The organism is Streptomyces sp. Tu6071, assembly GCF_000213055.1.
Classification (GTDB): domain Bacteria; phylum Actinomycetota; class Actinomycetes; order Streptomycetales; family Streptomycetaceae; genus Streptomyces; species Streptomyces evansiae.
Genome location: NZ_CM001165.1, coordinates 6,818,768 through 6,831,234 on the forward strand (window position 1 = coordinate 6,818,768; position 12,467 = coordinate 6,831,234).

General features: G+C 66.4%; 9 protein-coding genes and 2 rRNA genes. All 11 read left to right on the forward strand.

Annotated elements, in window-relative coordinates; all coding sequences use genetic code 11:
* The first annotated feature begins 70 nt into the window (after positions 1-70).
* The 11 genes from STTU_RS28960 (at position 71) to STTU_RS29010 (ending at position 12,358) form a co-directional block, all read left to right on the forward strand.
* A 23S ribosomal RNA gene (locus STTU_RS28960) occupies positions 71-3,195 on the forward strand.
* A 101-nt stretch (positions 3,196-3,296) separates the two neighbouring features.
* A 5S ribosomal RNA gene (gene rrf / locus STTU_RS28965) occupies positions 3,297-3,413 on the forward strand.
* A gap of 171 nt (positions 3,414-3,584) precedes the next feature.
* Positions 3,585-4,193, forward strand: coding sequence for a CDP-alcohol phosphatidyltransferase family protein (locus tag STTU_RS28970; RefSeq protein ID WP_007829510.1), 609 nt, complete (start codon positions 3,585-3,587; stop codon positions 4,191-4,193).
* A 67-nt stretch (positions 4,194-4,260) separates the two neighbouring features.
* Positions 4,261-6,756, forward strand: a complete 2,496-nt coding sequence (locus tag STTU_RS28975; RefSeq protein ID WP_009063252.1) for a mannose-1-phosphate guanyltransferase — start codon at positions 4,261-4,263, stop codon at positions 6,754-6,756.
* A gap of 212 nt (positions 6,757-6,968) precedes the next feature.
* Positions 6,969-7,922 (forward strand): DUF881 domain-containing protein, encoded by a 954-nt coding sequence (locus STTU_RS28980; RefSeq protein ID WP_043256640.1) that lies wholly within the window; start codon positions 6,969-6,971, stop codon positions 7,920-7,922.
* The gene (locus tag STTU_RS28985; protein ID WP_008749169.1) at positions 7,919-8,251 is read left to right on the forward strand and encodes a small basic family protein; all 333 of its coding nucleotides are present in this window, start codon (positions 7,919-7,921) and stop codon (positions 8,249-8,251) included. The genes STTU_RS28980 and STTU_RS28985 overlap by 4 nt, the downstream gene beginning before the upstream one ends.
* A 7-nt stretch (positions 8,252-8,258) precedes the next feature.
* Complete coding sequence (locus STTU_RS28990; RefSeq protein ID WP_007829514.1) at positions 8,259-9,152, forward strand: DUF881 domain-containing protein; 894 nt, start codon at positions 8,259-8,261, stop codon at positions 9,150-9,152.
* A gap of 189 nt (positions 9,153-9,341) precedes the next feature.
* Complete coding sequence (locus STTU_RS28995; RefSeq protein ID WP_007829515.1) at positions 9,342-10,166, forward strand: FHA domain-containing protein; 825 nt, start codon at positions 9,342-9,344, stop codon at positions 10,164-10,166.
* Between the two features lie 18 nt (positions 10,167-10,184).
* Complete coding sequence (locus STTU_RS29000; protein ID WP_420713568.1) at positions 10,185-10,940, forward strand: MerR family transcriptional regulator; 756 nt, start codon at positions 10,185-10,187, stop codon at positions 10,938-10,940.
* Positions 10,941-11,077: 137 nt separating this feature from the next.
* On the forward strand, positions 11,078-11,551 hold the full coding sequence (locus STTU_RS29005) for a bifunctional nuclease family protein (RefSeq protein WP_007829529.1): 474 nt from the start codon (positions 11,078-11,080) through the stop codon (positions 11,549-11,551).
* A gap of 192 nt (positions 11,552-11,743) precedes the next feature.
* Positions 11,744-12,358, forward strand: coding sequence for a MerR family transcriptional regulator (locus tag STTU_RS29010; RefSeq protein ID WP_234019334.1), 615 nt, complete (start codon positions 11,744-11,746; stop codon positions 12,356-12,358).
* The last annotated feature ends 109 nt before the right edge of the window (positions 12,359-12,467 follow it).

Below are 12,467 nucleotides of genomic sequence, written 5' to 3' on the forward strand. Positions count from 1 at the left end.
ATCGCGTGAGTGGTGTGTGATGGGTGGTTGGTCGTTGTTTGAGAACTGCACAGTGGACGCGAGCATCTGTGGCCAAGTTTTTAAGGGCGCACGGTGGATGCCTTGGTACCAGGAACCGATGAAGGACGTGGGAGGCCGCGATAGGCCCCGGGGAGCTGTCAACCGAGCTTTGATCCGGGGGTGTCCGAATGGGGAAACCCGGCAGTCGTCATGGGCTGTCACCCGCTGCTGAATGTATAGGCAGTGTGGAGGGAACGCGGGGAAGTGAAACATCTCAGTACCCGCAGGAAGAGAAAACAACCGTGATTCCGGGAGTAGTGGCGAGCGAAACCGGATGAGGCCAAACCGTATGTGTGTGATACCCGGCAGGGGTTGCATGTACGGGGTTGTGGGATTGCGCTTCAGTCGTCTGCCGGCGGCTGGGTGAGTCAGAAACCATCATGATAGGCGAAGGACATGCGAAAGGTCCGGCGTAGAGGGTAAGACCCCCGTAGCTGAAATTGTGGTGGCTCACTTGCGTTATTCCCAAGTAGCACGGGGCCCGAGAAATCCTGTGTGAATCTGGCGGGACCACCCGCTAAGCCTAAATATTCCCTGGTGACCGATAGCGGATAGTACCGTGAGGGAATGGTGAAAAGTACCGCGGGAGCGGAGTGAAATAGTACCTGAAACCGTGTGCCTACAAGCCGTGGGAGCGTCGGACATCAGCTTGCTGGTGTCTCGTGACTGCGTGCCTTTTGAAGAATGAGCCTGCGAGTTTGCGGTGTGTTGCGAGGTTAACCCGTGTGGGGAAGCCGTAGCGAAAGCGAGTCCGAACAGGGCGCTGTAGTAGCACGCTCAAGACCCGAAGCGGAGTGATCTAGCCATGGGCAGGTTGAAGCGGCTGTAAGAGGTCGTGGAGGACCGAACCCACCAGGGTTGAAAACCTGGGGGATGACCTGTGGTTAGGGGTGAAAGGCCAATCAAACTCCGTGATAGCTGGTTCTCCCCGAAATGCATTTAGGTGCAGCGTCGTGTGTTTCTTGCCGGAGGTAGAGCACTGGATAGGCGATGGGCCTTACCGGGTTACTGACCTTAGCCAAACTCCGAATGCCGGTAAGTGAGAGCACGGCAGTGAGACTGTGGGGGATAAGCTCCATGGTCGAGAGGGAAACAGCCCAGAGCATCGACTAAGGCCCCTAAGCGTACGCTAAGTGGGAAAGGATGTGGAGTCGCAGAGACAACCAGGAGGTTGGCTTAGAAGCAGCCACCCTTGAAAGAGTGCGTAATAGCTCACTGGTCTAGTGATTCCGCGCCGACAATGTAGCGGGGCTCAAGCGTACCGCCGAAGTCGTGTCATTGCAGCGTGAACGTCCCCAACGGAGGCTGTGATGGGTAGGGGAGCGTCGTGTGCCGGGTGAAGCTGCCGCGTAAGCGAGTGGTGGACGGTTCACGAGTGAGAATGCAGGCATGAGTAGCGATTCACACGTGAGAAACGTGTGCGCCGATTGACTAAGGGTTCCTGGGTCAAGCTGATCTGCCCAGGGTAAGTCGGGACCTAAGGCGAGGCCGACAGGCGTAGTCGATGGATAACCGGTTGATATTCCGGTACCCGCTGTGAAGCGTCAAACATTGAATCCAGTGATGCTAAGCCCGTGAAGCCGCCCTGATCTCTTCGGAGTTGAGGGGAGTGGTGGAGCCGGTGACCCAGGCTGGTAGTAGGTGAGTGATGGGGTGACGCAGGAAGGTAGTCCATCCCGGGCGGTGGTTGTCCCGGGGTAAGGGTGTAGGACGTTGGGTAGGTAAATCCGCCTGGCACATAGTCTGAGACCTGATGCCGAGCCGATTGTGGTGAAGTGGATGATCCTATGCTGTCGAGAAAAGCCTCTAGCGAGTTTCATGGCGGCCCGTACCCTAAACCGACTCAGGTGGTCTGGTAGAGAATACCGAGGCGTTCGGGTGAACTATGGTTAAGGAACTCGGCAAAATGCCCCCGTAACTTCGGGAGAAGGGGGGCCACGCTTGGTGATCACTTTTGCAGTGTGAGCTGGGGGTGGCCGCAGAGACCAGCGAGAAGCGACTGTTTACTAAAAACACAGGTCCGTGCGAAGCCGTAAGGCGATGTATACGGACTGACGCCTGCCCGGTGCTGGAACGTTAAGGGGACCGGTTAGCTGACTTTCGGGTTGGCGAAGCTGAGAACTTAAGCGCCAGTAAACGGCGGTGGTAACTATAACCATCCTAAGGTAGCGAAATTCCTTGTCGGGTAAGTTCCGACCTGCACGAATGGCGTAACGACTTCTCGACTGTCTCAACCATAGGCCCGGTGAAATTGCATTACGAGTAAAGATGCTCGTTTCGCGCAGCAGGACGGAAAGACCCCGGGACCTTTACTACAGTTTGATATTGGTGTTCGGTTCGGCTTGTGTAGGATAGGTGGGAGACTGTGAAGCGGCCACGCCAGTGGTTGTGGAGTCGTTGTTGAAATACCACTCTGGTCGTGCTGGATGTCTAACCCGGGTCCGTGATCCGGATCGGGGACAGTGTCTGATGGGTAGTTTAACTGGGGCGGTTGCCTCCTAAAGAGTAACGGAGGCGCCCAAAGGTTCCCTCAGCCTGGTTGGTAATCAGGTGGTGAGTGTAAGTGCACAAGGGAGCTTGACTGTGAGACCGACGGGTCGAGCAGGGACGAAAGTCGGGACTAGTGATCCGGCGGTGGCTTGTGGAAGCGCCGTCGCTCAACGGATAAAAGGTACCCCGGGGATAACAGGCTGATCTTCCCCAAGAGTCCATATCGACGGGATGGTTTGGCACCTCGATGTCGGCTCGTCGCATCCTGGGGCTGGAGTCGGTCCCAAGGGTTGGGCTGTTCGCCCATTAAAGCGGTACGCGAGCTGGGTTTAGAACGTCGTGAGACAGTTCGGTCCCTATCCGCTGTGCGCGTAGGAATATTGAGAAGGGCTGTCCCTAGTACGAGAGGACCGGGACGGACGAACCTCTGGTGTGCCAGTTGTTCTGCCAAGGGCATGGCTGGTTGGCTACGTTCGGGAGGGATAACCGCTGAAAGCATCTAAGCGGGAAGCCTGCTTCGAGATGAGTATTCCCACCTCCTTGAGAGGGTAAGGCTCCCAGTAGACGACTGGGTTGATAGGCCGGATATGGAAGCCCTGTAAGGGGTGGAGTTGACCGGTACTAATAGGCCGAGGGCTTGTCCTCAGTTGCTCGCGTCCACTGTGTTGGTTCTGAAACCACGAACAACCACACACTGCCCCCGCCTTTTGTGCGGTGTGGCGGGGTGGTTGACGGTTTTATAGTGTTTCGGTGGTCATAGCGCGTGGGAAACGCCCGGTTACATTCCGAACCCGGAAGCTAAGCTGCGTAGCGCCGATGGTACTGCAAGGGGGACCTTGTGGGAGAGTAGGACGCCGCCGAACAATTATTGTCGGGAAGCCCCGCACCATTCACTTGGTGCGGGGCTTTTCCGCGTTCACGGGCAGGCCGGCCGGTGCCGCCCCGCCGGGAGCGGGACCCCTCGCGCGGTGCCACCCGGGCCACCCGGTAAAGTCGGGCTGCACTGTTGACGGTTCCCCTCAGGAGGCCCCCGGGTGGAGGTCCAGGAGACCGCGGTCCAGACGGATCGGGTACTCACCATTCCCAACATCCTCAGCGCGGCGAGGCTTGTCGGCGTTCCGCTGTTTCTGTGGCTGATTCTCCGCCCGGAGTTCGGGGGGCCGAAGAGCGACGGCTGGGCACTCCTCGTACTCGCACTGAGCGGAATCAGTGACTACCTCGACGGGAAACTCGCCCGGCGGTGGAACCAGATCAGCAGCCTCGGCCGGGTACTCGACCCTGCGGCCGACCGGCTCTACATCCTGTCCACCCTGGTCGGCCTCACCTGGCGCGAGATTCTTCCGCTCTGGGTCACCTGCGTCCTCCTCGCCCGTGAGCTGCTTCTCGCTGTCATGGTGCTGATCCTGCGCAGGCACGGATTCCCGCCGCCCCAGGTGAACTTTCTCGGGAAGGCGGCTACGTTCAACCTGATGTACGCCTTCCCGCTGCTGCTGCTCAGTGACGGAAGCGGATGGCTCGCCTCGCTGGCGGCGATTTTCGGATGGGCGTTCGCAGGATGGGGTACAACTCTGTATTGGTGGGCAGGAATCTTGTACGTGGTGCAGGTCCGCCGGGTCATCAAGGCGGCGGCCACGGCCGACTGAAGCCGTTCTCCTGAAGAGGCGGCCTGTTCGGTATTCGATCCGTCTCTTCGAGGAGGACACTCCCGATATGAAGGCCGTTGTGATGGCCGGTGGTGAGGGCACCCGGCTTCGCCCCATGACCTCCAGCATGCCCAAACCACTGCTCCCGGTCGCCAACCGGCCGATCATGGAGCACGTGCTGCGGCTGCTCAAGCGGCACGGTCTCACCGAGACCGTCGTCACCGTGCAATTCCTGGCCTCGCTGGTCAAGAACTACTTCGGCGACGGCGAAGAACTCGGTATGGAGCTGAGTTACGCCAACGAGGAGAAGCCGCTCGGCACGGCGGGGAGTGTGAAGAACGCCGAGGAGGCACTCAAGGACGACGCTTTCCTTGTCATCTCCGGCGACGCGCTCACCGACTTCGACCTGACCGACCTCATCAATTTCCACAAGGAAAAAGGCGCCCTCGTCACGGTCTGCCTCACCCGGGTCCCCAATCCGCTCGAATTCGGCATCACCATCGTCGACGACGAGGGAAAGGTCGAGCGCTTCCTGGAGAAGCCGACCTGGGGACAGGTCTTCTCGGACACGGTGAACACCGGGATCTACGTCATGGAGCCCGAGGTCTTCGACTACGTCGAGGCCGACACCTCCGTCGACTGGTCCGGTGACGTCTTCCCGCAGCTCATGAAGGAAGGCAAGCCCGTCTACGGCTACATCGCCGAGGGCTACTGGGAGGACGTCGGCACCCACGAGAGCTACGTCAAGGCCCAGGCGGACGTGCTCGACGGCAAGGTCGACGTCGAACTCGACGGCTTCGAGATCTCCCCCGGCGTCTGGGTGGCCGAAGGAGCCGACGTCCACCCGGACGCCGTGCTGCGCGGACCCCTCTACATCGGCGACTACGCCAAGGTCGAGGCCGGCGCCGAGCTGCGCGAGCACACCGTCGTGGGCTCCAACGTCGTCGTCAAGAGCGGCGCCTTCCTCCACAAGGCCGTCCTCCACGACAACGTCTACATCGGCGAGCACAGCAACCTGCGCGGCTGCGTCATCGGCAAGAACACCGACATCATGCGCGCGGCCCGCATCGAGGACGGCGCCGTCATCGGCGACGAGTGCCTCGTCGGCGAGGAATCGATCATCCAGGGCAATGTGCGGGTCTACCCGTTCAAGACCATCGAGGCCGGCGCCTTCGTCAACAACTCCGTCATCTGGGAGTCACGCGGCCAGGCGCACCTCTTCGGTGCCCGCGGCGTCTCCGGGATTCTCAACGTCGAGATCACCCCCGAACTCGCCGTCCGCCTCGCCGGTGCCTACGCCACCACGCTCAAGAAGGGCTCCACGGTCACTACGGCGCGCGACCACTCCCGCGGCGCCCGCGCCCTCAAGCGCGCCGTGATCTCCGCGCTCCAGGCGAGCGCCATCGACGTACGCGACCTGGAGAACGTGCCCCTGCCCGTGGCAAGGCAGCAGACCGCGCGCGGCAGCGCGGGCGGCCTCATGATCCGTACCACCCCGGGCGTGCCCGACTCCGTCGACATCATGTTCTTCGACGGGAACGGGGCCGACCTCTCCCAGGCCAGCCAGCGCAAGCTCGACCGCGTCTACGCCCGCCAGGAGTACCGCCGGGCCTTCCCCGGCGAGATCGGCGACCTGCACTTTCCCTCCAGCGTCTTCGACTCCTACACCGGCTCGCTGCTCCGCAACATCGACACCAGCGGCATCAGCGAATCCGGGCTCAAGGTCGTCGTGGACGCGTCCAACGGGAGCGCCGGGCTCGTACTGCCGAGCCTGCTCGGCAAGCTCGGCGTCGACTCGCTCACCATCAACCCCGGGCTCGACGAGTCCAGGCCCACCGAGACCGCCGACACGCGGCGCGCGGGCCTGGTCCGGCTCGGTGAGATCGTGGCCTCCGCCGGAGCCGCCTTCGGGGTGCGCTTCGACCCGGTGGGGGAGCGGCTCTCGCTCGTCGACGAGAAGGGGCGCATCGTCGAGGACGACCGCGCGCTGCTCGTGATGCTCGACCTCGTCGCCGCCGAGCGGCGCAGCGGGCGCGTCGCGCTGCCGGTGACGACGACCCGGATCGCCGAGCAGGTCGCCGCCTACCACGGCACCCAGGTCGAGTGGACGATGACCTCGCCCGACGACCTCACCCGGGTGGGCCGCGAGGACGGCACGATCTTCGGCGGGGACGGCCGGGGCGGCTTCATCATCCCCGAGTTCAGCAGCGTCTTCGACGGCACCGCCGCCTTCGTACGGCTCATCGGGCTCGTCGCCCGCACCCAGCTCACCCTGAGCCAGATCGACGCGCGCATCCCCCGGGCCCACGTCATCAAGCGCGACCTCGCCACTCCCTGGGCGGTCAAGGGGCTCGTCATGCGGACCGTCGTCGAGGCCGCGGCGGGGCGGTCCGTCGACGTGACCGACGGGGTACGCGTCGTCGAGTCCGACGGACGCTGGGTCATGGTCCTCCCCGACCCCGCCGAGGCGGTCACCCACCTGTGGGCCGAGGGCCCCGACGACGAGTCGGCGCAGGCGCTGCTCGACGAGTGGGCGAGCGTCGTGGACAGCGCGGGCAACTGACGGAGCCGCACCCGGCGGAGGCCGCACCACCCGGACGCGAGGCGTCCCGGGCGTCGTGCGGCCTCCGCCGTCGTTCCGGCACGCACTGACACCTCGTGAACAGCCCGGTGGGGCGGGCCGGGACTCACTCTTGCGGGTGAAAGAGGACACCCGGGCGCATCGCCGGTGGGGCCATTCGGAGGAACGGCCCCCGACATGCGACGATGTGCGGCATGTCGCAGCAGCCCCCCACCCGAGGCGGCGCCCCCTCCCGGCGCCCGGACGCCTCCATGTCGCTGCTGACGAACGTCATGGACCACAGCCTCGACGACGGGTACGCCGAGGCCGCCGCCCGCAAACGCGCGGCAGGAGGAGCTGCGGGACTCCCGCGCACCCTGCGCGGGCGGCTGCTCCTCGGTCTCGGTCTCGTTCTCGCCGCCCTCGTCGTCACGGTCGGCGCCTCGCAGGCGCGGGAGAGCGCCCCGGTGCTCGCCAAGGAGCGCGAGGAACTCATCGACCGCATCAACGACGAGAGCGACGCGGCCGACCGCCTGGAGAAACACGTCGAGTCCCTGCGCGACGAGGTCGGTCGCCGCCAGGACGCGGCGCTCAAGGACAACGGCACGGACCGGGTGCGGCTGCTCGGCCTGCTCTCCGGGGCGAGCGCGGCACAGGGCCCCGGGGTGCGGCTCGTCGTGGACGACGCGGCCTCCGCGCAGAGCAGCACCGGCGACGGCCCCCGGCAGACCACCGACTTCTCCGACATCGGGCGCGTACGGGACCGCGATCTGCAACGCGTCGTCAACGGCCTGTGGGAGTCCGGCGCCGAGGCCGTCGCGGTCAACGGGCAGCGCCTCACGGCGCTCTCGGCGATCCGCGCGGCCGGGGAGGCCGTGCTCGTCGACAACAAGCCGCTCGCGCCGCCGTACACGGTCCTCGCCCTCGGGGACGGACCGCGGCTGAAGGACCGGTTCGGGCGGAGCGTGGACGGTCAGTACCTGAACCGCCTCCACAAGGACTACGACATCCGGGTGAAGCTCTCCGCCGAGGACTCCCTGCGAGTTCCCGCGGCTCCGGCGGTACGGGTGCGGTCCGCCCGGCCGGACGCGCCGGCCGGTAAGCAGCCCGGGGCACAGCCGAAGACGCAGTCGTACACAGCGAATCCAGCAGAGAAGGGCACATCGTGATCGCCGTACTGGGCCTCGTCGTGGGGGTGGTGGTGGGCCTCTTCGTCCGCCCCGAGGTGCCCGCCGTCGTCGAGCCTTATCTGCCCATCGCCGTCGTCGCGGCGCTCGACGCCGTCTTCGGCGGCCTGCGCGCGATGCTCGACGGCATATTCGACGACAAGGTCTTCGTCGTCTCCTTCCTCTCCAACGTCGTCGTCGCCGCGCTCATCGTCTTCCTCGGCGACAAACTCGGCGTCGGCGCCCAGCTCTCCACGGGAGTCGTCGTCGTCCTCGGCATCCGCATCTTCTCCAACGCGGCAGCGATCCGCCGACACGTGTTCAGGGCGTGAGCGCACCATGAGCGAAACGCCCGACGAGCACCCCGGCGAACTGCCGCAGGAGCGGTCCCGCGAACTGCCCGAGGAGCGGCCGCGGCCCCAGGCCGACGGCGGTGACGAGCGGCGCACGGGAGGACAGCACGCCCAGGCGCGCCCGGAGCCGTCGCGCACCCCCGCGGGGGACGGTAAGGCCCTGACGGGCCGTCAGCGGCTCGTCAAGGGTCTGTGGCCGCCGCGCGTCACCCGCGCGCAGCTCATCGTCGCGCTGCTGCTCTTCGTCCTCGGCCTCGGTCTCGCCATCCAGGTGCGCTCCCACAACGACAGCAGCGCGCTGCGCGGGGCACGTCAGGAAGATCTTGTTCGTATCCTCGATGAACTGGATGACCGTACTCAGCGTCTGGAAGACGAGAAGCAGAGTCTGGAGGGCCAGCGCACGGAGCTGGAGAACAGCTCGGACCAGGCGGAGGAGGCGCGGAAGCAGACCGTGGAGAAGGAACGCCAGCTCGGCATCCTGGCCGGCACGGTGGCCGCGCAGGGCCCCGGGATCACGGTGACGGTCGACGACCCGAAGCACCGGGTCAAGGCCGACATGCTCCTCGACACCATCCAGGAGCTGCGCGCGGCGGGTGCCGAAGCCATCCAGATCGGTGACGTCCGGGTCGTCGCGAGCACGTATCTGACCGACGAGGGCCAGAGCGTGCGGATCGACGGGCACAAGGTCGAAGCGCCGTTCCGGTTCAAGGTCATCGGCAAGTCGCAGGACCTGACGCCCGCGCTCAGCATCCCGGGCGGGGTCGTGCAGACTCTGGAGAAGGAGCAGGCCACCGTCGTGGTGCAGGAGGAGAAGAAGATCGTCGTGGACGCCTTGCGGCCCGCGAAGACGCCCGATTACGCTCAGTCGTCCTCGCGGTGAAGCGGTGCGCATGACGATTACCGTGCGAGGGCAGGAGGAAGCGGGGGGTCGACGCGTCGTCAGACCGGCGCGTAGGGAAAACTGTCCGGTGGTCGTGGGCCTCGTGGAGATGTCCCGGACAGTCAGTGAGAGCAATGAGGGTTCGTCCTGCCCCACGGGCGGGTCTGTTTCGGTCAAGGGGAATCGCCCGTGAGTTTTTTTTCGAAGTTGTTCGGCAGGAGCAAGCGCGAGGACGGTGCCGCCGCGCGGCACCGCGCCCGTCCCGGCGAGGAGGGGGAGCGCCCGCTGTTCCGTGACGAAGTCGCTGGTCCGGCTGGTGGTACGCAGGGTGGACAGGGCGCGTCGGCTGTTGACCCGGCCACCGCGGGCCGCATAGGTTTCGGGGAACCGTCAACCTCAAGTACGGGTGGAGGGTTCGCCCGCGACTCGTATGCGCCGAACGCTTCCGCGGGACAGCAGGGTCAGGAGGACTCGTCCATGGGCTTTCTGGTGTGTGGCAGGTGCGGTCATCAGAACCCACAGACGGGCCGCTTCTGCTCCAACTGCGGGGCCCCGCTGCGCCCCGGCGCGGTGCCCGAGCGTGCCTCGGAGACCACGTCGACCATCTCCATCTCGGGTCTTGAGGCGTACGACCCCGAGGCCACCGGACAGACGGCGCTGCCCGCGCTCTCGCCGGAGGCCCAGGCGGCCGTGGACGCCCTGCCGCTCGGCTCGGCGCTCCTGATCGTGCGGCGCGGCCCCAACTCGGGCAGCCGCTTCCTGCTCGACGGGGAGCTGACCACGGCGGGCCGTCACCCGCAGAGCGACATCTTCCTCGACGACGTGACCGTCTCCCGGCGGCACGTGGAGTTCCGGCGCGAGGCCGACGGCACCTTCACCGTCGCGGACGTCGGCAGTCTCAACGGCACCTACGTCAACCGTGAGCGCATCGACTCGGTCGTGCTCGCCAACGGCGACGAGGTGCAGATCGGCAAGTACCGGCTGGTCTTCTACGCGAGCCAGCAGGCACTCTGACCCGCGAGAGCAGGGGCCATGGTGGACAGAGCGAGGGGCGGTGCCGGTCTTGACGGCACCGCCGCCGAGCGGACTCGCCCGACGGGCACCGCTGCCGGGCGGACCCGTCCGGTGAGTATCGGGGCGGTGCTCAACATCCTCCGCGAGGAGTTCCCCGAGGTCACCATCTCCAAGATCCGCTTCCTGGAGGCCGAGGGGCTCATCGAGCCCCAGCGCACCCCCTCCGGGTACCGGAAATTCACCCCGCGCGACGTGGAGCGCCTCGGCCACGTCCTGCGGATGCAGCGCGACCACTACCTGCCGCTCAAGGCGATCCGCGAGTACCTGGACGCCGTCGAACGCGGTGAGCGCCCGACGGCACCGCTCGTCGGGCGGCAGAGCGGACCCCCACCGCGTGACGAGGTGACCGTGAGCCGCCTCGGCCGCGCCGAACTGCTCGCCGCGGCCGGTGTGGACGAGGCGGAGCTGACCGACTGGGAGTCGTACGGCCTCGTCGCCCCGCTCCCCGACGGGCACTACGACGCCCGCCTCGTGCGGATCGCCCGGCTCGTCTCGGAGCTGGGGCGGCACGGCATCGAGCCCCGGCATCTGCGGGCGACCAAGGCCGCCGCCGACCGCGAGGCGGGCCTCGTCGAACAGGTGGTCGCCCCCCTCGTCCGCCACCGCAACCCGCAGACGCGGGCGCAGGCGGAGGAACGCACCCGCGAGCTGGCCGACCTGGCGACGGGGCTGCACAGCGCGCTGGTCGAGCTGGCTCTCGACCTGCGGTCCTGAGCGAGGCCGGGCCGGCGGGGCGCGGACCCGGTCCGTTCGCGGGTTTCCCCGTGTGATGTGCGCCTTTCGGCCCTGTGCGTCCCTGCTCGTACGCCCCCGACTACCCAAACCGGCCGGGGACGACCTAGGGTTGGTGTGTGAATGAGCTCGACGTCGTAGGTGTCCGGGTCGAAATGCCCTCCAACCAGCCGATCGTGCTCCTGCGAGAAGTGGGAGGCGACCGGTACCTTCCCATCTGGATCGGTGCCGGCGAGGCGACGGCCATCGCCTTCGCCCAGCAGGGGATGACCCCTGCCAGGCCGCTGACGCACGACCTCTTCAAGAACGTGCTCGAAGCCGTCGGTCAAGAGCTGACCGAGGTCCGTATCACCGGCCTCAAGGACGGCATCTTCCACGCGGAACTCGTCTTCGCCAGTGGTATCGAGGTCAGCGCTCGTCCCTCCGACGCCATAGCGCTCGCGCTGCGCACCGGCTCGCCGATCTACGGTGCGGAGGAACTGCTCGACAGCGCGGGGATCGCGATCCCCGACGAGCAGGAGGACGAGGTGGAGAAGTTCCGCGAGTTCCTCGACCAGATCTCTCCCGAGGACTTCGGGACCAACAGCCAGTGAGGCCCGCTCCGGGCCCCCGATCCCCCGCCGGGGACCGGGGGACGAGCGGGCATTCGGCTAGCCTTACCCCGGCGAACCGCGCGGCAAACCACTCTCCAGGGGAATATCACCCGGCGTGCCCAGCGTGGCGATCGTTGACGCACCCCGGGTGACTGCCTACCGTCATGTGCCAGGTCGAGGACGGAGGTCGGCGTGAGAAGCAGCGGCGACAGCAGGGTGGGGGGCGTCCCCGGGCGACGCCCGAACGGCGAGGCTCCCCTGCCGCTGCGCGGGGGTGGACCGGGGCCGCAGGCGGTCGTTCCCGCGCCCGCGGTGGGATACCGGGGGCCGACGGCGTGCGTGGCGGCCGGTATCACGTACCGCCAGCTCGACTACTGGGCGCGCACCGGGCTCGTGGAGCCGAGCGTGCGCGCCGCGCAGGGCTCGGGGACCCAGCGCCTCTACAGCTTCCACGACGTCGTTGTCCTCAAGATCGTGCGGCGCTTTCTCGACACCGGGGTCGCGCTCCAGAACATCCGCGGCACCGTGCGGCACCTGCGCCACCGCGATCCGAAGGACCTGGAGGGGATGACCCTCATGAGCGACGGGGCGACGGTCTACGAGTGCACGTCGTCCGAGGAGGTCGTGGAGCTGCTCCAGGGCGGCCAGGGCATCTTCGGTATCGCCGTGGGGGTCGTGCAGCGCGATGTCGAGGCGGCGCTCGCGCAGCTGCACGGTGAGCGGGTCGACGAGGGCGAGACGGTGATCCGGGGCGGCGAGGCCGCCGGGGACGAACTCGCGGCGCGGCGGCGCAACCGGGCGGTGTGAGGACCGGGACCTCGCAGGACCTCGCGGAGCGGAGGCGGGCGGCCGGGTGGCCGCCCGCCTCTCCCATGTCTGTCTCCGCCCCTTGTTCCCGCCTTCCTCGTGTCCCCGG

Excerpts from the sequence above, each read along its gene's own strand:
- STTU_RS29000 (WP_420713568.1), top strand. The coding sequence starts at position 10,185 with ATGGTGGACAGAGCGAGGGGCGGTGCCGGTCTTGACGGCACCGCCGCC.
- STTU_RS28980 (WP_043256640.1), top strand. The coding sequence starts at position 6,969 with ATGTCGCAGCAGCCCCCCACCCGAGGCGGCGCCCCCTCCCGGCGCCCG.
- STTU_RS28975 (WP_009063252.1), top strand. The coding sequence starts at position 4,261 with ATGAAGGCCGTTGTGATGGCCGGTGGTGAGGGCACCCGGCTTCGCCCC.
- STTU_RS28990 (WP_007829514.1), top strand. The coding sequence starts at position 8,259 with ATGAGCGAAACGCCCGACGAGCACCCCGGCGAACTGCCGCAGGAGCGG.